The organism is Streptomyces sp. NPDC032472, from assembly GCF_040636955.1.
GTDB lineage: Bacteria > Actinomycetota > Actinomycetes > Streptomycetales > Streptomycetaceae > Streptomyces.
In genome coordinates, this window is the sequence record NZ_JBEZVK010000027.1 from 54,864 (window position 1) to 73,786 (window position 18,923).

General features: G+C 71.9%; 20 protein-coding genes, 1 pseudogene and 1 riboswitch. Of the genes and pseudogenes, 6 read left to right on the plus strand and 15 right to left on the minus strand.

Features of this window, described 5'->3' with window-relative positions; all coding sequences use genetic code 11:
- The first annotated feature begins 104 nt into the window (after window positions 1-104).
- Window positions 105-1,298, plus strand: coding sequence for an ALF repeat-containing protein (locus AB0F11_RS19990; protein ID WP_362175243.1), 1,194 nt, complete (start codon window positions 105-107; stop codon window positions 1,296-1,298).
- A gap of 126 nt (window positions 1,299-1,424) precedes the next feature.
- Here AB0F11_RS19990 and AB0F11_RS19995 read toward each other — a convergent pair whose 3' ends face one another.
- From AB0F11_RS19995 to AB0F11_RS20010, 4 genes are all read right to left on the minus strand, one after another.
- The gene (locus tag AB0F11_RS19995; protein WP_362175246.1) at window positions 1,425-2,282 is read right to left on the minus strand and encodes a fumarylacetoacetate hydrolase family protein; all 858 of its coding nucleotides are present in this window, start codon (window positions 2,280-2,282) and stop codon (window positions 1,425-1,427) included.
- A gap of 122 nt (window positions 2,283-2,404) precedes the next feature.
- Complete coding sequence (locus tag AB0F11_RS20000) at window positions 2,405-3,079, minus strand: YidC/Oxa1 family membrane protein insertase (RefSeq protein WP_362175248.1); 675 nt, start codon at window positions 3,077-3,079, stop codon at window positions 2,405-2,407.
- 128 nt (window positions 3,080-3,207) lie between these two features.
- The gene (locus AB0F11_RS20005) at window positions 3,208-3,528 is read right to left on the minus strand and encodes a DUF6412 domain-containing protein (RefSeq protein ID WP_362175251.1); all 321 of its coding nucleotides are present in this window, start codon (window positions 3,526-3,528) and stop codon (window positions 3,208-3,210) included.
- 49 nt (window positions 3,529-3,577) lie between these two features.
- Window positions 3,578-4,417: a class E sortase gene (locus AB0F11_RS20010; RefSeq protein WP_362175379.1), complete on the minus strand. Its 840-nt coding sequence runs from the start codon at window positions 4,415-4,417 to the stop codon at window positions 3,578-3,580.
- A 68-nt stretch (window positions 4,418-4,485) separates the two neighbouring features.
- Between AB0F11_RS20010 and AB0F11_RS20015 the strand changes: the two genes are divergently transcribed.
- On the plus strand, window positions 4,486-5,490 hold the full coding sequence (locus AB0F11_RS20015; protein WP_362175254.1) for an SEC-C domain-containing protein: 1,005 nt from the start codon (window positions 4,486-4,488) through the stop codon (window positions 5,488-5,490).
- Here AB0F11_RS20015 and AB0F11_RS20020 read toward each other — a convergent pair whose 3' ends face one another.
- The 3 genes from AB0F11_RS20020 to AB0F11_RS20030 form a co-directional block, all read right to left on the minus strand.
- Window positions 5,491-6,597, minus strand: a complete 1,107-nt coding sequence (locus AB0F11_RS20020) for a DUF3578 domain-containing protein (RefSeq protein ID WP_362175257.1) — start codon at window positions 6,595-6,597, stop codon at window positions 5,491-5,493.
- A complete protein-coding gene (locus tag AB0F11_RS20025; RefSeq protein WP_362175260.1) occupies window positions 6,594-7,796 on the minus strand; it encodes a hypothetical protein in 1,203 nt (400 codons plus the stop codon). The genes AB0F11_RS20020 and AB0F11_RS20025 overlap by 4 nt, the downstream gene beginning before the upstream one ends.
- A gap of 252 nt (window positions 7,797-8,048) precedes the next feature.
- Window positions 8,049-8,588 (minus strand): GNAT family N-acetyltransferase, encoded by a 540-nt coding sequence (locus tag AB0F11_RS20030; protein ID WP_362175263.1) that lies wholly within the window; start codon window positions 8,586-8,588, stop codon window positions 8,049-8,051.
- A 155-nt stretch (window positions 8,589-8,743) separates the two neighbouring features.
- On the opposite strand from AB0F11_RS20030, the gene AB0F11_RS20035 reads away from it, so the two are divergent.
- The gene (locus AB0F11_RS20035; RefSeq protein ID WP_362175266.1) at window positions 8,744-8,920 is read left to right on the plus strand and encodes a hypothetical protein; all 177 of its coding nucleotides are present in this window, start codon (window positions 8,744-8,746) and stop codon (window positions 8,918-8,920) included.
- A 43-nt stretch (window positions 8,921-8,963) separates the two neighbouring features.
- Window positions 8,964-9,263, plus strand: coding sequence for a hypothetical protein (locus tag AB0F11_RS20040; protein WP_362175269.1), 300 nt, complete (start codon window positions 8,964-8,966; stop codon window positions 9,261-9,263).
- 24 nt (window positions 9,264-9,287) lie between these two features.
- Here the strand turns inward: AB0F11_RS20040 and AB0F11_RS20045 are convergent, their stop codons facing one another.
- The 5 genes from AB0F11_RS20045 to AB0F11_RS20065 form a co-directional block, all read right to left on the minus strand.
- Window positions 9,288-10,637, minus strand: coding sequence for a DUF445 domain-containing protein (locus AB0F11_RS20045; protein WP_362175272.1), 1,350 nt, complete (start codon window positions 10,635-10,637; stop codon window positions 9,288-9,290).
- A gap of 108 nt (window positions 10,638-10,745) precedes the next feature.
- Complete coding sequence (locus AB0F11_RS20050; RefSeq protein ID WP_362175275.1) at window positions 10,746-11,585, minus strand: DUF1707 domain-containing protein; 840 nt, start codon at window positions 11,583-11,585, stop codon at window positions 10,746-10,748.
- 150 nt (window positions 11,586-11,735) lie between these two features.
- Entirely contained in the window at window positions 11,736-12,707 is a 972-nt protein-coding gene (locus tag AB0F11_RS20055; RefSeq protein ID WP_362175278.1) for an ATP-binding cassette domain-containing protein, read from the minus strand.
- A gap of 6 nt (window positions 12,708-12,713) precedes the next feature.
- Window positions 12,714-13,562 (minus strand): ABC transporter permease, encoded by an 849-nt coding sequence (locus AB0F11_RS20060; protein ID WP_362175382.1) that lies wholly within the window; start codon window positions 13,560-13,562, stop codon window positions 12,714-12,716.
- 43 nt (window positions 13,563-13,605) lie between these two features.
- Window positions 13,606-14,433, minus strand: coding sequence for an ABC-2 family transporter protein (locus AB0F11_RS20065; protein WP_362175385.1), 828 nt, complete (start codon window positions 14,431-14,433; stop codon window positions 13,606-13,608).
- Between the two features lie 176 nt (window positions 14,434-14,609).
- Between AB0F11_RS20065 and AB0F11_RS20070 the strand changes: the two genes are divergently transcribed.
- A complete protein-coding gene (locus AB0F11_RS20070) occupies window positions 14,610-17,030 on the plus strand; it encodes a transglycosylase domain-containing protein (protein ID WP_362175281.1) in 2,421 nt (806 codons plus the stop codon).
- A gap of 8 nt (window positions 17,031-17,038) precedes the next feature.
- On the opposite strand, the pseudogene AB0F11_RS20075 reads toward AB0F11_RS20070, so the two are convergent.
- The 3 genes and pseudogenes from AB0F11_RS20075 to AB0F11_RS20085 all read right to left on the minus strand — a co-directional run bounded on the left by AB0F11_RS20075 (window position 17,039) and on the right by AB0F11_RS20085 (window position 18,271).
- A pseudogene (locus AB0F11_RS20075) lies at window positions 17,039-17,358 on the minus strand (SMR family transporter).
- A gap of 33 nt (window positions 17,359-17,391) precedes the next feature.
- A riboswitch (guanidine-III (ykkC-III) riboswitch) is annotated at window positions 17,392-17,465 on the minus strand.
- 53 nt (window positions 17,466-17,518) lie between these two features.
- Complete coding sequence (locus AB0F11_RS20080; RefSeq protein ID WP_362175284.1) at window positions 17,519-17,869, minus strand: co-chaperone GroES; 351 nt, start codon at window positions 17,867-17,869, stop codon at window positions 17,519-17,521.
- Between the two features lie 48 nt (window positions 17,870-17,917).
- A complete protein-coding gene (locus AB0F11_RS20085; protein ID WP_362175287.1) occupies window positions 17,918-18,271 on the minus strand; it encodes a DUF3618 domain-containing protein in 354 nt (117 codons plus the stop codon).
- A gap of 78 nt (window positions 18,272-18,349) precedes the next feature.
- Here AB0F11_RS20085 and bcp point away from each other — a divergent pair, with 78 nt between their 5' ends.
- On the plus strand, window positions 18,350-18,817 hold the full coding sequence (gene bcp, locus AB0F11_RS20090; RefSeq protein WP_362175290.1) for a thioredoxin-dependent thiol peroxidase: 468 nt from the start codon (window positions 18,350-18,352) through the stop codon (window positions 18,815-18,817).
- Window positions 18,818-18,923: the final 106 nt, after the last annotated feature.

Genomic DNA, 18,923 nt, shown 5'->3' on the forward strand with positions numbered 1-18,923 from the left:
CACGACCCGACTCCGGCCCGTCCGCTTTTCGTACAAGTCATAGCAATCAGCGCTTTGCCTCGCACGGACGATCTATCCTTCACAGACTGTTGATCATCAGACGTGTGAAGAATGGACCCGCCGTGAAGCTGCCCAGGATCGCATCGGCCGCCGCCGCGGCCGCGATGGCCCCGGCCGTCCTGCTCGCCTCGCCGGCGTTCGCCGCGCCGGCGGCCGTGGACCGGCCGGCCGTTGCGACCGTCCCCGACACGGACCCGGCAGGGGGCGGGCAGAGCGCGGACAAGCCGGACGAGGACCCGCAGGCCGCCAAGGACCGGGCCGCCATCGAGGCCATCCTGGCGGACCCGGCGAGCGGGCCCGGCGTACGCGCGGCCGCGGAGAAGGCCCTGAAGGGGACGGCCGCGGACATGCGGACGTTCCTGGAGGTCGAGTGGGCGAAGCAGCAGTTCGAGGACGACCTCGTACGGGTCGCGCAGATCGAGGCGGCAGGCGGCCCGGCCGTGAAGAAGGCCGCCGCTGCCGCCCTCCACACGGGCACCCGCGAGGCCGTCACCGCGTTCCTCAAGGAGGGGCAGCACGCGGCCCGCTTCGAAGACGACAAGGTCGAGCTCGCGCGCATGCTGCCCGGCGCCGGCAAGGGGATCACCGAGGCGGTCAACAAACTGCTGAGCAGCGGGACGCGCGAGCAGGTGCGCGAGTTCGTCCAGACCGGACAGCACAAGGTGCGCGCGGAGGACGACCGGGTCCTGCTGCTGGGCATGCTGAAGGACGCCGGGCCGGGGCTGAAGGACGGGATCGTCAAGCTCCTGGAGAAGAACCCGACCCCGGAGGAGCTGCGGACGTTCGTGACGACGACGCAGCACGAGCTGCGCGACGGCGACAACACCGCCGCGATCCGGGCGATGCTGGGGGACGCGGGCCCGGAGCTGAAGAAGGCGGCGACCGCTGCGCTGGGCGGCACGGCGGCGGACCGGGCCGAGTTCCTGAAGACCGGGCAGCACACCGCCCGGGCGAAGGACAAGGACGCGCAGGGCGGCAAGGACGGGTCCGCCGGCAAGGGCGGCGCCACGAGCGGCTCGGCGAAGCCCTCCGCGGAGGCCGGGTCCGGATCCGGCTCGGGTTCGGGATCGGGCGGCGGGACCACGAAGGCGACCCCGGCGGGCGGGTCCGGCCCGCTCGCCAGCACCGGCGCCAACGCGGGCGTTGCGGTGACGGCCGGCGCGGGCGCGGCGGCGCTGGGCGCGGGGGCCGGGCTGCTCTACGCAGGGCGCCGCCGCCGCGCGGCGGCGAAGGGCTGACGGGCGGGGGCCGTACCGGACACCGGCACGGCCCCTCCCCTCCCGTCCCCTCCCCGCACGAAGCGAGGAGGGCGGGGCAAGGAACCGCAAGGAACGAAGGGGGCGACGACCGCGCCCTCCTGCCCATCACGCGTTCTTGAACTCCTGCCGCTGCCGCCCCAGCCGCTCGATCTCCAGCTCCACGACGTCCCCGGCCCGCAGGTACGGCTTCGGCTCCGGCTGGCCCATGGCCACGCCGGCCGGGGTGCCGGTGACGATGACGTCGCCCGGGTGGAGCGTCATGAACTGGCTCAGGTACCGCACGACCTCGCCGACCGGGAAGATCTGGTCGGAGGTGTTGCCGTCCTGCTTGAGCTCGCCGTTGACCCACAGCTTCACGCCGAGGACCTGCGGGTCCTCGATCTCGTCGGCCGTCACGAGCCACGGGCCCAGCGGGGTGAACGTCTCGCAGTTCTTGCCCTTGTCCCAGGTGCCGCCGCGCTCGATCTGGAACTCGCGCTCCGAGACGTCGTTGACCAGCGTGTAGCCGCCGACGTGAGCGAGGCCCTCCTCGGCGGAGGACAGGTAGCGGGCCGTGCTGCCGATGACGACGCCGAGCTCGGCCTCCCAGTCGGTCTTGACGCTGCCGCGCGGGATCAGGACGGTGTCGTCCGGCCCGACCACGGTGTCGGCGGCCTTGAGGAACAGGATCGGCTCGGCCGGCGGCTCCGCGCCGATCTCGGCGGCGTGGCCGAAGTAGTTCAGGCCGATGCCCACGATCTTGCCGATGCCGCCGATCGGCGCGCCGATCCGCAGCCCCTCGGCGTCGAGCGCCGGGAGCTCACCCGATACCGCCGCGTCCCGTACCCGGGACAGCACGGAGTCGTCGGCGAGAAAGGCGCCGTCCACATCCGTGATCAGGCCGGACAGGTCGCGCAGGGTCCCGTCCTGGTCGAGCAGCGCGGGGCGCTCGGCGCCGGCCGGTCCGACACGCAGCAGTTTCATGGGCGTTCTCCCGTGGTCGAGGGTGGTCGGCCCCTGGGCACGCCCCGGGCCGGACGATGGGTTGCGGCCATCGGAGGATTGGCTGATCCTCCAAGATGCCCACCCAATCCGCAAGACCCTGTTCACAGACTGGAACGCTCGCGTCCGCCGGCCACCGCCCCGCGCCCCTGGGCCCGCTCCTTGCGGTACTGCAGCCAGGCCCGCTCGGCGACGGACCAGGCGGTGGTGGTCACCAGGTAGAGCCCCGCGGCGAGCGGCACCACGGCGGCCGTGACCAGCGTCCCGAACGACAGCAGGGGCAGTACGCCGCCGACCTTCCGCAGCACCTCCTGCTGCTCGGCACTCAGCGCGGCGGCACCGGAGCCGGGGGCCGCGGCGGCACCGGGGCCGGGGGCCGCGGCGGCGGCCCGCCGACCGCGCACCGCGCTCCAGGCCGCAACCGCGGCAATGGCGGCGAACAGCCCGAGGAACACCAGCCCCTGCGCCCCGAAGACGCCACCGGCCCCCAGGGCGTCGGCCCACCGGGAGCCCAGCGGCGCCCCGAGCAGGCGGTGGTCCAGCAGCTCGCCGGACGAGGTGAAGGCCCGGTACATGAGGAAGAACACCGGCAGCTGGAGCAGCACCGGCAGGCAGCCGGCCACCGGGGTGGCGCCCTTGAAGGCCGCCCGGTTCAGCGGGTGCAGGGCGAGCCGTACGAGCACGGTGAACAGCACGATCGCGGCAGCGGTCGCGGATTCGGCCAGCACCGGCTCCAGGAACCGGCCCAGCTCAACAACAAGACGGGTGAAAACGGACACGCGGGCCCTCCGAGGGGTCTCGTCGAACGTCGAAAGAAATGCGCTTCTTCGGCGATGCGACGACCCGCGAGGGGCACGGCAGCAAGGTGGGAGGAACGAAAAGAGGAAGAGCGAAGAGCTACGCGCCCCTACGCGGCCGTCGGGACGAGACGGCCGGGCGCCCTGGGCCGCGACCGGCCCGAGGCATCGGGGTCACGCTGCGGCAGGAACGCCGTGCGCTGCTCGCGATCCCGGATCGCGGTGCGTATGCGGTGCGGCGGCACGGGCCGTACGAGGCAGGCGGCCAGGGCGGCGGCACCCACGGCCACGGCGGCGGCGAGGGCGGCCAGGGCCACCACGACGGCAGCCGGCCCGCTCTCCCCGAGGAACAGCCCGAGCAGGCCCCCGAGCAACAGCAGCGGGGCAAGCCGAGCAGCGAGATAGGACGCACACGCAAACCGCCCGCCCATCCGGACCACCACCCCCCGCCTCCCCATGATCAACTGGCTCGGATCGATCCTAACCGACCGCACTGACAACGGAGTCGGGGTGGCGCAGGGTTCCCCAGACCACCAGCCGGTACTTGGAGGTGTACTCCGGAGTGCAGGTGGTGAGCGTGATGTACGCGCCCGGCTCGCTGTACCCGTACTCGGGCCGCACCGTGCTCCGCGGCACCGGCGCGAGCACCCCCGTGTCCCGCTCGCTCGTCTCGGCCAGCGTCCTGCCGACCACGTACGTGAACCGCCGCCCCCGGACGTCGACGATCAGCTCGTCCCCCGCCCGCAGCCGGTTGATGTACCGGAACGGCTCCCCGTGGGTGTTGCGGTGCCCGGCCAGCGCGAAGTTCCCCGCCGCCCCCGGCTGCGCGGTCCCGGGATAGTGCCCGGCGTACCCCTTGTCGAGCACGGCCCGCCTGTCGACCCCCTGCGCGATCGGCACGACGACCCCGAGCCGCGGAATCCGCAGCACCCCGTACGCCCCGGAACCACCCGGGGCAGCACCGGCAGGAGACGAGCCCGGCGCCGCAGGCGAAACAGAAGGGGCAGCAGAGGCAGGAGCCGACGAGCCGGAGCCGGAGCCGGAAGGCAAATCGGCAGGCGACCCGGAACCGGGCTCAGACCGGGAATCTGAACGGGAATCGGAACGGGAACCGGCCCCGGCCTGCCACTCCTCCTCCAAAGCGGCGACCTGCCGGTGGGCGGAGGCCAGGGCCTGCCGGTTGGTCCACCACACCTGGTGCACCACCAGCAGCAACACCACCACACCCACCGTGACGGCCAGTTCGGCGGCGGCCCACAGCAGGCCCGCGAGACCGGCGCGGCGCGCGCCCCGGCCGCCGCCCTGCACCACCACACGCATGGGACCCCGCACGGGGCGCACCTTAAGACCTCCCCCGCCAACAGACCAGCAGCAGTACGGTGTGAACCATGCGCCCCGACACGCCTGCCGAGCACATCGCCGAAGCCGAGCGCCTGATCCGCACGGCGACCCGCTACCCCGAGGACCAGGAGCCCCTGCTGCTCCAGGCCGCGGCCCATCTCGAACTGGCCGACGCCCGGGAACGCGCCAGCGCCCTGTACGACCAGCTGCTGGCCGGCGAACCGGCCGGCCCGCACCTGATCAAGGCGCTGCAGGCGGCGAACCTGTGGGAGTACGGCCACGAGCCGGAGGCCCGTGCCCTGATCCAGGGCATCCGCGCCGCGGCCCCCTCGGACCCGGCGCCGTGGGAGGTGATCGCCGAGGCCCTGGAGGCCCACGACGAGCTGACCGCGTCGGAGGAGTGCTTCACCCAGGCGGCCACCCTCCTGATCACGGAGCAGGACCCCCTGACCCCGGCCACGACCGCCCTCCTGACCGGCCGGCACCGGGTACGCCGCCTCCTCGGGCTCGCGCACGACGACTGGGACATGGTCGCCGACACCCGCCACACCGGCCCGATCCCGCTGGACGAGCTGCACGACCCCAAGCGCATCTGGGCCCTCGGCTCCGACGACCCGGCCGAGCTCCGCGCGGAGATCGCCCGCCTGCGCGCGGAGCTGGGCGACCGCCGCGCGGCCCTGTCCCGCCCGTTCCCGGTGGCGCTCCTGCACTGGCCGCAGCGGGAGCTGGCGGAGCTCTTGACGAGCTACCCGACCCTGTCGGCCGAGTACCCCTCGCACGAGGCGCACCTGGCACAGATCGAGGCGTCCCTGCGCGCCCTGGCCGCCTCGGGCACGACGAACCTGGGCATCGTCACGGCGAGCGTCCCGTCGTACGAGGCCTTCGCGGCGTCGGAGAAGACCTCCCCGGCCTCCCCGTCCCTCCTCCCGGAGTACGCGACGACCCTGGCGGCCCGAGGCAAGGCCACCCCCTGGCCCCCGGCCCCGAACGCCCCCTGCTGGTGCACCTCAACCAAGCCCTACGCCGAATGCCACGGCGCCACTACTCGCTGATCAATCGACCATGCCCCAAGCCGCGGCAGTGAGGGTGCCTGCCCAACCACCGTCGGTCTGCCAGATGGCGGCGATGCCCTGGTCTTCGAGGTACGGTGCGTACGCGCCAATGTCCTCGGAGAACAGGGCAATGAGGTGCGGGGCAGGGAGCTTTCTCTCTCGATAGAGGAAGTAGCTGTACTCGCGGAGTTGGCCAACTGCTTCGCGAACGGCAGCAGTCACATCCCCGTTTCGCACCACCTTCACCTCGACGAGCCACTCCTGGCCCTCAGGCGCCGCTTTGCCCGCCGGACGAAGGGTCAGGTCCTTAGGGTGGATCTGCACGTTGGTCGGCGTGTAGCTCCGCGTCTCGATGTAAGCACCGAAGTCCCGAATCAATGCCTCATGTTTCTGACTCTTGACCTGCTGCTGAGCTGCGATGTTGGCGATATAACCGCTGCTGTTACGGGGCTTGAACCCCGAGGCAGGAACAGGCCGCTTGCTCCTCTGCTTTGGCAGGTCAAAGACCGGGCGATGGTCGTCCGTGGCGGCACGCCATGCGGTGTCCGCGGCAGCCGCACGCTGGAGCAAGCTGGTTGCCACGCGCAGGTCGCGCTGGAGCTCAGCCTCGGAGGGCATGCCGTCAATCGCGTAGCGGCGCGCCGCCACGCTTGCCGCCTCGTACGCTTCGGGACGGTCCCCCTTGCCGAGCGAGGGCTGGTGGCTCCACTGCGCCGCGAGAGCTGAGGGCAGTGCCCTGAACAACCGCTCAGCCTGCCGCTCAAGGTGCGTGAGGAGCGCTCGCCGCTCCTTGATCTTCTCGCTGAGGTTGGTGACGCCCTGCTGCAAGGTCAGTGTCACGGAGGTCAAGTCCGTGCTGAAGATGTAGGCGAGGTACAGGCCTGTCTTGGGGTTGCTGTTGATCTCTGGGTCAAAGAGGCCGATCCACGGCGCGCTCGCTGCGGTGCCCTTACCTCCGAACCCGGCAACGGTAAGGCCGTTAAGTTGTCCGAGATCTGTGCGGCTGGACACCGCCCGCAGGACCTTCTGGCCTGGCACATGCTCGCGGGTGCCGGCCTTCTGGTCGTACGTACCAGCAACCTCAAGAAGCAAATCCCGCATCGTCATGGCATGACGCTATGCAAACCACAACACGAGTCAATCCCTTTCTGATCGCATGAGGTCGCAACTGGCTTGATACCAGCAGCTCCCACGTCCGGGAACAAGGTCAGCTGTTGGTGGCCGCGGGCGGTGGCTGTGGGTGGGGTGGGGCGGGTGGTGGTGAGGGTGAGGAGGGTGCGCAGGGCCGTCAGGACTTCCGTCGGGGTGTCGCGGATCATGGACGGGGTGGCGCTGACCACCAGGATGCCGTGGGACTCCAGGCGCAGGCGGCGGCGGAGGGTCGCCTGCCAGGCGTCGCGGGTGTAGTGGTACTCCGCCGAGTCGATCTCCAGGGCCACGCCCTCGTCGGGCCAGTACGCGTCCGGGCTGGCCAGGAAGGTGCCGTCCGGGGTGTAGAGGCGGGCGTTCCACAGCGGGGTCGGCAGGTCGCCGGCCGCGGTGAGGGCGTCGCGGGCCCGGCCCTCCGCCGGGGAGCGGACGCCGGCCAGGAGTTCCGCCGCCGCGGTGCGGATCGCCGGGCGGCGCAGGAGGCGGGCGGCGCGGAGCTCGGCGTGCAGGTCCTGCGGGTGGCACCAGCCGGACTGGACGACCTGGGCCAGCATCGCCCGGACCCGCTCCGGGTCCTCGGCCCGGGACGCGAAGTCGGCGGCCGCCCGGACCGGGCGGGTGCTCGGGATCCCGGCGACCGTGATGGTCTGCGGCCAGCGGGCGGTGGCCAGCGGCCGGACCTCCGGGGTGGCGGACAGCCGTCGGGGGGACCGGATCAGGACGTCGGCCGGGGTGCGCGGGGCGTCGCGGATGCCGAGCAGGGCCAGGGCGGCGGCGCCGGTGAGGGCCGCGCTCTCGCCCGAGAGCGGGTCGGCGGCCGGCTCGGCGGCGTACAGGACGGCGGCCAGGGCGCGTTGGCGGTGGTCCGGGGGTCCCGTCTGGAGGAGGTAGACCCGGGGCAGCAGCCGCTGCCAGGGGCCTCCGGGCCGGGTCCGGGAGCTGATGGTGGCGTCGGGGACGCCGGCCTCGGTGAGCTGCCGCCGGGTGGCCAGGTTCAGCTGCCGGCGGGCGGGTGGCCTGGTGGTCGGCGTCGTCCTGGGCGTCGTCGTGAGCGTCGTCTTGGGCGTGGTCGTGGGCGTCGTCTTGGGCGTGGTCGTGGGCGCCGTCGTGGGCGTCGTCTTGGGCGTCGTCTTGGGCGTGGTCGTCGTCGCGATCATGCCGCCGGTATGCCCGTACGCGGCCCTTCGGATGCCGGTTTCCTCCTTCGGGCGCCGCTTGCCTTGCGTGGCGTCCCCGCTCCCTTCGCGTGTGTGCGGAAGCCCCGGGTCGGCGGCCGTCGCGGCGGAGCGCTCGTCGAAGGGCGGGCGCAGAGGGGCGGCCACACGGCCCGGGCCTCCCGGCAGAGGTGTTCTTCCCCCGGCCCGACCGCCCGACCGCCCGGCCGTCCCTCCGTGTCCGGCCGCGTCCCGTCAGGGCCGGGACGGGTGGGTCGGGGACAGGAAGACCACCACCGCCGTGCGGGTGCCCGGCAGGGGGGTCACCTCGCGCCAGCCCAGGCGGCGGTACGTGGCCACCGTGGCCGTCGCCAGGCGGGAGGTCAGCAGCCAGGCGCGGCCGTCCGGGGCGTCGGCGGTGATCTCCGTCAGCAGGGCCCGGCCGGTGCCGCGGCCGCGCGCGTGCGGGCGTACGGCGAGCTCGTCCACCTCCAGCGCGCCCGTCAGGAGCTCCCGTACCCGCTGCGGGCCGAGCTGTGCGGCGACCTGGGCGTAGCCGCGGTCCGCGGGGAAGGCGGCGGGGGTGAGCCAGCCCGTGGCGAAGCCGTCGATGCCGACCGCGGACTGGACGAGGGCCGTACGGAAGCCACGGCGCCGGGTGTCGGCCTGGAGCCGGACCCCGAAGCGGCGAATGGTTTCTTCGTCCTCGTTCCACGGCGGGGCCGAGAACACCTCGGCGTAGGTGTCGAGCAGTTCGTCCGCGAGGTCGAGGACGGCGTCTCCGTAGCAGATCATGTGTCCGGCCCCCTGCTCGCCTGCTCTCTGGTTCCGTGCCGTGAATGTATGCCCCGACCACCCCCTTCGGCGCGTATCGCACGGATCCGGCGAGTGTGCGACAAATCCCCCACCTCACTCCGTGTCGGGATCCCGTCCGCCGCGTTGAGCAGCCCGTGGACAGACTGCTTCGGATGGCCGGCCGGTGCGCCCTCGCCTTCCTGCTCGTCCTGGGCGTGGTGGCACTGCTGCCGCGCGCCGTGCAGGACGCGGTACCGGACTCCGTGATCGGCGGAGCCGTGCTCGTGCTCGCCGCGGTGGGCGCCCGCCGGGTGGCCAAGCCGCCCCGTTAGGGTGCATGTGGGTCCATACATACGACGACATCAGGGAGTTGGCATGGTGCGAGTACCGAGTTCCGCAGTGGCGGCCGCCGGGCTGGTCGGCGGGTACGCCGTCGCCCGCTGGACCAAGAAGCGCCCCCTGGGCGGTGCCGTACTCGGCGCAGCCGGGCTCGCGGCCGGCCGCGAATGGCACCGCAGCGGCGGCACCCCCGCAGCCGCCGGGCTCGGCGCGCTCTACCTGGCCGGCTTCGCGGGCGCGCACCCGCTGGCCAAGAAGGTCGGGGCGTGGCCGGCCGTCCTCGGGGCCGCAGCCGTCGTGGCCGCCGCCTCCTGGGCCGTCGCCGACCGCGGCTGATCCCCCTCCCTCCTCCTGCGCCTCTCACGCGCCGAACGCCCGTGACACCGTGTAGATCAGCAGGCCCGCCAGGGCGCCGACCACCGTGCCGTTGATCCGGATGAACTGAAGGTCCCGCCCGATGTGGGCCTCGATCTTCCGGGACGTGTGCTCGGCGTCCCACCCGGCCACCGTCTCGGTGATCAGCGAGGTGATCTCGGCCCGGTACGTGGTCACCACGTACACCACCGCGCCCTCCAGCCAGCCCTCCACCTTGGCCTGGAGCCGGCCGTCCGTGGCCAGCCGCGCCCCCAGCGAGAGCAGCGAGGAACGGGCCCGCAGGCGCAGCTCGCTGTGCTCGTCCTCCGCCGCCGAGATGATCATCGACCGGATCGCGGTCCAGGCGGAGGCGATCACGTCCTGGATCTCCTCGCGCTCCAGCATCTCGGCCTTCAGCCGCTCCACCCGGCCCCGCGTGTCGGTGTCCGACTGCAGATCGGCCGCGAAGTCCCGCAGGAACCGGTCCACCGCCCCGCGCGCCGGGTGCTCGGGCATGTCCCGGATCTCGGTCAGGAAGCGCAGCAGCTCCTTGTACACCCGCTCGCCCACCTTGCGGTCCACGAAGCGCGGGGTCCAGCCGGGCGCCCCGCCCTGCACCGCGTCCATCACCGAGCCCCCGTGCGTCACCAGCCAGTCACAGGCTTTGGCGCACACCAGGTCGACGACCCGGCGGTGCCCGCCGTCCGAGACGACCCGCTCCAGCGTCTTGCCGATGCCCGGCGCGATCTCGGCCGTCTCGGCCCGCCGGGTGATCGCCTCCCCCACGACCGCCTGCACGTCGGAATCCCGCAGCACGGCCAGCGCCCCGCGCAGTGCGGTGGCGACCTCGGCCGTGACCCGGTCGGCATGGGCGGGTTCGGCCAGCCAGGCCCCGAGCCGGCCGCCGATGCCGAGCGCGTGCAGCCGGGCCCGGACCACCTCCGCGGAGAGGAAGTTCTCCCCGACGAACTCCCCCAGCGACACGCCGAGCTGGTCCTTCTTCGTCGGGATGATCGCGGTGTGCGGGATGGGCAGGCCCAGCGGCCGCCGGAACAGCGCGGTGACCGCGAACCAGTCCGCGAGCGCACCGACCATGCCGGCCTCTGCGGCGGCGCGCACGTACCCGGCCCAGGCGCCGGCCCCGGCGCTCTGCGCCCAGGTGGCCAGCACGTACACCACCGCGACCAGGAGCAGCAGGCCCGTGGCGGTGGTCTTCATCCGGCGCACGCCGCGCCGGCGCTCCTCGTCGGCCGCGCTGAACACGAAGCCGCCGCGACCGGGCGGGGGCGCGCCGCCCCGGACGGTACGGGGGCCTGCGGCCGTGCCGGGGCCTCCGGCGGTGGTGCGGTCGTCCACGTGCTCCTGCCTTCCCCCGGGCGCCGGTTTTGTCTGCATAGCATCCGACTCCCCACGGCCCCGAAGAGTTCCCGGCGCGCCGTCGCGGCCCTACCGCTCCCGACCTGCCTACAGCTCCTTGCGCAGGTCCGGGCCACCGTCCAGGCCCCGGTCGCGCCTGTCGTCCCGGTCGTACCTGTCGTCCCTGTCTCGCCTGTCTCGCCTGTCGTCCCTGCCGTCCCTGTCGTCGTCCCTGTCGTCCCTGCCGTCCCTGTCGTACTTGGAGATCTTGCGGACCTTCGAGCCCTTGGAACCCCGCGGCTCCTTCACCTCGACGCCCACCCCGCCCCAGAAGGCGAAGCCCGTCACCACCACGCGCGGCGCCCCCGGCGCGACCGGCCCGGCGCGGCGGTGGTCCTGGTCGAAGGCGCCCATGACGCCGATGCCCCGTACGTCGACCTCCACGCCCGGCGGCACGGTGATCTGGATGCCGCCCATGATCGCGACGCAGTTGATCACCACCTCGCGCTCCGCGAAGTTCGCCTCGCGCAGGTCGAGCTCCCCGCCGCCCCAGAACGCCACCGCGTTGAACCGCGCCGGCACCGTCCAGACGCCCTTGCGCTGGAAGCCCGACATCACCGCCACCGCCGTGGCCGAGGACGCCGGGTCCGCACTGTTGCCGATCCGGGACGCCCAGGACCCGTCCTGCGGCGCCGCGGCCGGCACCCCGCCCGCCGCCGCACCGACGCCGACCCCGACCCCGGCCGCCGGCGCCGGCAGGTCCCGGGTCAGCGGCTCCAGCTCCGCGTACGTCCGCGACTTGTACGCCGCGTCCAGCCGCTCCTCGAATTCCTCCATGTCGAGCCGACCCTCGGCGACGGCGTCCCGCAGACGCTCCACCACCCGCTCCCGGTCGGCATCCGACGCCCTCAGTTCCGGCAACGGCTTCTGCGGCCCCTCGTCAGTCATGCGCCAAGACTAAGCAGCCGCAACCCGGACGTGTACGGTCCCGGCCCCGGCAACTCCCCCGGGACCGCCCCTGATTCAACCCTGACTCGAACCGGTCCCGAAGCCCCGACCGCGGCACCGCCCCTCAGCCCCGCCCCTCAGCCCCGCCCCTCAGCCCCGCCCCGCGTACATCCGCGCGATCACGTCCTCGATGTCCGGCTCCCGCACCGACAGGTCCAGCAGCGGATACCGCGCCGCCACCTCCGCCACCAGCGGCGCCGCCGAGGACCCGGCCGGGAACGCCAGCCACTGCCGCGGCCCCTCCACCTTCACCACCCGCGCCCCCGCCACACTGATCGCCGGAAGCTCCCGCTCCAGGTCCAGTACGAGCATCCGCTCGCTCTCCCCCACCGACCCCGCCGCATGCAACCCGGCCAGCGCCCCGTCGTACATCAGCCGCCCGTGGTCGATCACCATCACCCGCTCGCACAGCTGCTCGATGTCCTGCAGGTCGTGCGTGGTCAGCAGCACCGTCGTGCCCAGCTCCGCGTTCAGCTGCCGCAGGAAGCCCCGCACCTTGGCCTTGCTCACCACGTCCAGCCCGATCGTCGGCTCGTCCAGGTACAGCACGTCCGGATCGTGCAGCAGCGCCGCCGCGATGTCCCCCCGCATCCGCTGCCCCAACGACAGCTGCCGCACCGGTACGTCCAGCAGCGCACCCAGGTCCAGCCGCTCCACGCACCGCTGCAGGTTCTCCTCGAACCGCGCCCGCGGGATCCGGTACAGCCGCCGCATCAGCCCGTAGCTGTCCTTCAGCGGAAGGTCCCACCACAACGTGGTGCGCTGCCCGAACACCACCCCGATCCGGTGCGCGAGCCGCATCCGCTCCCGCGCCGGGTCGACCCCGGCCACCCGCAGCCGGCCCCCGCTCGGCGTCAGGATCCCGGTCAGCATCTTGATCGTGGTCGACTTCCCCGCCCCGTTGGGCCCGATATAGCCGACCACCTCACCCCGCGCCACCTCGAAGCTGATCCCGTCCACCGCCCTGACCTGCCGCTTCTCCCGCCGCACCAGGCCCGTACGGCGCCGGACGTCGAAGACCTTCTCGACCCCGTCCACCTCGATCAACACATCCCTGCCCACCGCGGATCAGCTCCCCGTACTCCGATACGAACGAAGGCCCGCGCGCCAGGCCAGCGCCGCGGGCCCGTACACCCCGAGCGCCACCAGCGGGCTCAGGAACGCCACCCACCCCGGCAGCCCCAGCGGATCCGGCCGCCCCAGCACGTACAGCGCCGGCAGCCAGTTGACGAAGGCCAGCGGCACGATGAACGTCACCCCGCGCAGCAGCTCCTTCGCGAAGATCGTCGGCGGGTACTGCAGCATCGTGTTGCCGCCGTACGTGAAGGAGTTCTGCACCTCCGCCGCATCCCCGGCCACGAACTGGAACGCCGCACCCGCCAGCATCACCGCCCCGTAGATCGCCGCCCCGCCCACCCCCATCACGGGCACCAGCAGCACCTTCGCCGGCGTCCAGGCCACATCCAGCGCCGCCACCGCCCAGCCCAGCACCCCCAGGCCCTGCGCGACCCGGCCCAGCCGGCGCAGCGCGAAGCGGTCCGCCGCGACCTGCGCGAGCACCGGCACCGGCCGCACCAGCATGGTGTCGAGCGAACCGTCGCGGACGCGGGCACCGATCCGGTCGGTGTTGCCCAGCAGCAGGTCCGCGAGCCCGAGCGAGGCCGAGGACGCCCCGTACAGCAGCGCCACCTCGGGCAGCGTGAAACCGCCCAACACGTCCACGTGCGAGAACATCACCACGATCGCCACGAAGTCGAGGAAGGTGATCGCCGCGTTCCCCACCGCCGTCAGCACGAACGACGTCCGGTACGCCATCGTCGACCGGATCCACATCGCCACGATCAACCCGTAGCCGCGCAACCCCTCCACGGCCCGACCGCGCCGCCGTACTGCCCCGGCCCCGGCCCCGGAACGCACACGGACCCCGATCCCGCCCCGCGCCAGGACCTCCTCCAGCTCCTCAGCCACCCTGCACCACCACCTTCCGCGTAGCCGCCGCCTGCACCAGCCGCCCCGCCAGCAACAGCACCAGCGCCCACCCCGCCTGGAACGCCAACGCCCCCGACACCCCGCCCGCCCCCGCATGCCGCCCCATCAGCACGTCCATCGGCACCTGCAGCATCGCCGCCCACGGCAGCACCCGCACCACCTCACCGAACCCGCCCGGGAACACCGTGAGCGGCAGCAGCATCCCCGAGAAGAAGATCGAGGCCACGGTCGCCATCAGGTTCACCCCGGCCCCGTCCATCAGCCAGAACGCCGTCAGCGCCACCAGGTAGCGCAGCGCGAAACCCACCACCAACCCCAGCAGCACCGAACCCAGGAACAGCAGCCAGCGCAGCGGATCCGCCGGCAGCGCCAGCCGGAACACCAGCGCCCCCGCCACCAGCGGCACCACCCCCCGCCCCACCAACTGGAACGCCGCCCGCCCCAGATCCGCAGCCAGCCACCACAACTGCAGGTCCGCAGGCCGGTACAGGTCGACCGCGATATCACCCGTGCGAATGCGCTCCTGCACCTCCTCCTGGAAGCCGCCGCCGATCAACGCCCCCGCCGCCAGCAACGACTGGCTCACCCACACGAACGTCAGCGCCTGCGCCTGGTCGTAGCCGCCCAGCCCCGGCCGCTCCTCCCACAGCGCGATGTACGTGTACGCCAGGATGAAACCGAACACGGTGTTGGTGAACACCCCGGCCGCGGTCGCCGTCCCGTAGGTCGCATAGCGCCGGAACCCCCCTGCCGCGACCGCCGGATAGAGCCCCGCCCTTCGAGCCGTTGACCGGCGCACCGTATCCCCCCGTTTTCCCACGTCGTTCCCACGTCGGCCGAAGCCGCGCGAGCTTAGTGCGGAGGGGCGATCCACGCGACCGATTTACGCCCGTCCGACGCGGAATGAGCAGCCATCGGGTAGACAGCATGGGGTACAGATGTGGATATTTCGTATGGCCTCAAGGAGTCCCGTCGATGAGCGACCAGTCACCACCACCAGGCTGGACCCCTCGCGACCCGGACACCCCCGCCGAACCACCCCCCGGACCGCCCGCCCCACCCCCGCACCTCAGCGGCAAGCAGGCACACCAGGCCGCCCAAAAGGCCAAACGCCCGCCCAACCGCACCGGGTGGCGCCGCCTCGTCCCCACCTGGCGCATGACCCTCGGCGGCATCCTCCTGCTCGCCCTGCTCATCGGCGGCGCCCTCACCGCCGGCTACCTGCTCGTCGACATCCCGCCCGCCAACTCCGCAGCCACCGCCCAGTCCAACGTCTACCTCTACTCCGACGGCTCCCAACTCGCCCGCGACGGCGAGGTCAACCGCGTCAACGTACCGCTCTCCCAGATCCCCCGAACGGTCCAGGAAGCCGTACTCGCCGCCGAGGACCGCGACTTCTACTCCGAACGCGCTGTCGACCCCAAAGCCATGGTCCGCGCCGCCTGGAACACCCTCACAGGCAAGGGCAAACAATCCGGCTCCACCATCACCCAGCAGTACGTCAAGAACTACTACCTCGGCCAGGAGCAGACCATCAAGCGCAAGGTCAAGGAATTCTTCATCTCCCTCAAACTGGGACGGGAGAAATCCAAGGCCTACATCCTCGAGGGCTACCTCAACACCAGCTACTTCGGCCGCAACGCCTACGGCATCCAAGCCGCCGCCCAGGCCTACTACGGCAAGGACGTCGGTGCCCTCACCACCGCCGAAGGCGCCTACCTCGCCACCCTCCTCAACTCCCCCAGCACCTTCGACGTCGTCACCCACCCCCAGAGCCGCGACCGCGCCCTCGCCCGCTGGAACTACGTCCTCGACGGCATGGTCAAGAAGCAGTGGCTCACCCCCGCCGACCGCGCCGCCGTCCGCTTCCCCGAACCCGGCAAGGCCCGCCCCGCCGCCGGCCTCTCCGGCCAGCGCGGCTACCTCGTCGAAGCCCTCAAGGACTACATCACCGAACACAAGATCCTCGACGAGAACACCCTCGCCGAAGGCGGCTACCGCATCACCACCACCATCGACCGCCGCCGCCAGAACGCCCTCGTCGACGCCGTCGAAAACAAGATGGCCGACAAACTCGACCCCGAAGAACGCCCTGCCGACCGCGTCGTACGCGCCGGCGCCGCCTCCCTCGACCCCGCCACCGGCAAGGTCCTCGCCCTCTACGGCGGCATCGACTACACCAAGCAGTACGTCAACAACGCCACCCGGCACGACTACCAGGTCGCCTCCACCTTCAAACCCTTCGTCTTCGCCTCCGCCGTCGAAAACGACTCCCGCACCCAGGACGGCCGCCCCATCACCCCCAACACCCTCTACAACGGCGACAACAAACGCCGCGTCATCGGCACCCGCACCCCCTATGCCCCCGAGAACGAAGGCCAGCAGTCCTACGGCGACATCACCGTCAACACCGCAACCGACCTCTCCGTCAACACCGTCTTCGCCCAGATGGTCGTGGACGTCGGCGTCAACAAGGTCAAACAGACCGCCATCGCCCTCGGCATCCCCGAGAACACCCCCAACCTCCTGGCCAGCCCCGCCATGGCCCTCGGCACCATGCAGGCCAGCGTCCTCGACATGACCCAGGCCTACGCCACCCTCGCCGACCACGGCCGCCGCACCCCGTACACCCTCGTGGAAAAGATCGCCAAGGGGGACGACACCCTCCACCTGCCCGACCGCACCCCCCAACAGGCCATCAGCCGCGAAGCCGCCGACACCACCACCTCCATGCTCGCCAGCGTCGTCGACAACGGCACCGGCACCGCCGCCCTCGCCGCCGGCCGCCCCGCCGCCGGCAAGACCGGCACCGCCGAACTCGACCGCGCCGCCTGGTTCGCCGCGTACACCCCCGACCTCGTCACCGTCGTCGCGATGATGGGCCAGGACCCCGACACCGGCACCCTGGAATCCCTCTACGGAGCCCTCGGCGAAGACCGCATCGGAGGCGGCGGCTACCCCGCCCGCATCTGGGCCGCCTACACCAAGGCCGCCCTCCAGGGCAGCGACCCCGTCGACTTCGACCTCGAACTCCAGCCCGGCGCCGCCCCGTCACCGCCGCCCCCCTGGATCCCACCCCAGGAACCCGGCGAACCCACCCCCGACATCCCGGAGCGCCCCGACCGCCCCGGCCGCCCCAACGACGGCCAGACCGAGGGCCAGAACCAAGGCCAGAACGAAGGCCAGACCCAGGGCCGGAAGAACGAAGGCCAGACCCAGGGCCAGACCACCGCCGGCCAAACCCCCGGCCAGACCGACCAGGGCACCACCACCGGCACCACCGGCACCACGGGCGGCACCACGGGCGCCACGAGCACCGGCGGAGCCCTCGGCGGCACGACGGCCGGCCCCAGCACGATCCCGCGCCCGAGCCCACCGTCCGAATTCCTCGAATGACCAGCGGGTCAGTGCCCGGAGGTCGCCTTCAGCCCCACCACAGCCACCAGCAACAACACGATGAAGAAGATCCGGGAAGCGGTCACCGGCTCACCCAGCACCGCCATCCCCAGCACCGCGGCCCCGCCGCACCGATGCCCACCCACACCCCGTACGCCGTCCCGATCGGCAGCGACTTCGCCGCGTACGACAGCAGCACCATGCTCGCCACGATCCCCGCACCGGTGAACACGCTCGGCCACAGCCGCGTGAACCCCTCCGTGAACTTCATGCCGACCGACCAGCCGACCTCGAGCAGACCGGCAACCAGAAGAAGAACCCAGGCCATGACAGGCACCTCCGGGACGAGAGCGGAAAACGGGGTGCGTCGTCTTGTCATCAACCCGGTACGGCGCGTCTCGTCGGGGGTTCCAGCTCACCGTAGCAAAACCCACCCAAAAGGGCCGGTGACCAAGGTCGCCGGCCCTCAAAACGCCAAAATCGAAGATTCAGAGATACAGCCCGGTGGAGTCCTTCGACCCCTCCAGCCGCTCCGCGGCCACCGCATGCAGGTCCCGCTCGCGCATCAGCACGTACGTCATCCCCCGCACCTCGACCTCGGCCCGGTCCTCCGGGTCGTACAGCACCCGGTCCCCCGGCTCCACACTGCGCACGTTCTGCCCGACCGCGACCACCTCGGCCCAGGCCAGCCGCTTGCCGACCGCAGCCGTCGCCGGAATCAGGATCCCGCCGCCCGAGCGCCGCTCACCTTCAGGGGTGTCGGATTTCACGAGCACGCGGTCGTGCAGCATGCGGATCGGCAGCTTGTCGTGGGTGGGGGTGTTGGTGTTGTCGCTCACGCCAACGAACCTACCCGCCCGCGCCCGGCCTGTCCGCCGCAGGGGTCATCAGCGCTTGCGACGCGTCGACGCCACCAGCAGCCCGACCACACCCACGGCCAGCAGCGCCACCGGCACGATCCGCTCCGGACGCGGCGTCCCGTCGTCATGCCGCAGGCCGTCCCGGATGTCCGTCACGATCCGGTTCACCGCGACGACCGCCCGACCCACCGTGTGGTCGACCGTCGACGCGACCTTGGCCTTCGCATCCCCGACGATCGTCTTCGGGTGCAGGCGCACACCGATCTCGTCGAGCGTCTCGGCGAGCTGCTCGCGGCGGCGGACGATGTCCGCCTCGATCTGTGCGGGGGTCCTGGCTTCCGGCACCGCGCTGCCTCCGTCGTCGTGGTCGTGGTCCTGCATGGGGCGTAGTCCGCCAGGGACAGTCTGTCAGCTTAGTCTCGTGCCGTAGCGATCCACCTCCCCGAGGAGACTGTCGAGATGAGCGAGCGACTCCAGCCGGGCGACACCGCCCCCGCCTTCACCCTGCCCGACGCGGACGGCAACGAGGTCTCGCTCGCCGACCACAAGGGCCGCAAGGTGATCGTGTACTTCTACCCCGCCGCGCTGACGCCGGGCTGCACCAAGCAGGCCTGCGACTTCACGGACAACCTGTCGGTCCTGGCCGGGGCCGGCTACGACGTGATCGGCGTGTCCCCGGACAAGCCGGAGAAGCTGGCGAAGTTCCGGGAGAAGGAGAACCTGAAGGTCACCCTGGTCGGCGACCCGGACAAGGCGGTGCTCGAGGCGTACGGGGCGTACGGCGAGAAGAAGCTGTACGGGAAGACGGTGACCGGGGTCATCCGGTCCACGGTGATCGTGGACGAGGAGGGCAAGGTCGAGCGGGCCCTGTACAACGTCAAGGCCACGGGCCACGTAGCCAAGATCATCAAGGACCTGGGCATCTGACCGGTCCGCCCACACCACCCCGAAACGGCCCGCACCAACCGGTGCGGGCCGTTCCGCTTATCGGACGAAATCCCCCGTAACCGCCCGACTATCGACCCGTTACTCC

Excerpts from the sequence above, each read along its gene's own strand:
- AB0F11_RS20015 (WP_362175254.1), top strand. The coding sequence starts at position 4,486 with ATGCGCCCCGACACGCCTGCCGAGCACATCGCCGAAGCCGAGCGCCTG.
- AB0F11_RS20050 (WP_362175275.1), bottom strand. The coding sequence starts at position 11,585 with ATGACTGACGAGGGGCCGCAGAAGCCGTTGCCGGAACTGAGGGCGTCG.
- AB0F11_RS20025 (WP_362175260.1), bottom strand. The coding sequence starts at position 7,796 with ATGATCGCGACGACGACCACGCCCAAGACGACGCCCAAGACGACGCCC.
- AB0F11_RS20010 (WP_362175379.1), bottom strand. The coding sequence starts at position 4,417 with ATGCGTGTGGTGGTGCAGGGCGGCGGCCGGGGCGCGCGCCGCGCCGGT.
- AB0F11_RS20070 (WP_362175281.1), top strand. The coding sequence starts at position 14,610 with ATGAGCGACCAGTCACCACCACCAGGCTGGACCCCTCGCGACCCGGAC.
- AB0F11_RS19995 (WP_362175246.1), bottom strand. The coding sequence starts at position 2,282 with ATGAAACTGCTGCGTGTCGGACCGGCCGGCGCCGAGCGCCCCGCGCTG.
- bcp (WP_362175290.1), top strand. The coding sequence starts at position 18,350 with ATGAGCGAGCGACTCCAGCCGGGCGACACCGCCCCCGCCTTCACCCTG.
- AB0F11_RS20005 (WP_362175251.1), bottom strand. The coding sequence starts at position 3,528 with ATGGGCGGGCGGTTTGCGTGTGCGTCCTATCTCGCTGCTCGGCTTGCC.
- AB0F11_RS20020 (WP_362175257.1), bottom strand. The coding sequence starts at position 6,597 with ATGACGATGCGGGATTTGCTTCTTGAGGTTGCTGGTACGTACGACCAG.
- AB0F11_RS20040 (WP_362175269.1), top strand. The coding sequence starts at position 8,964 with ATGGTGCGAGTACCGAGTTCCGCAGTGGCGGCCGCCGGGCTGGTCGGC.
- AB0F11_RS20030 (WP_362175263.1), bottom strand. The coding sequence starts at position 8,588 with ATGATCTGCTACGGAGACGCCGTCCTCGACCTCGCGGACGAACTGCTC.
- AB0F11_RS20085 (WP_362175287.1), bottom strand. The coding sequence starts at position 18,271 with ATGCAGGACCACGACCACGACGACGGAGGCAGCGCGGTGCCGGAAGCC.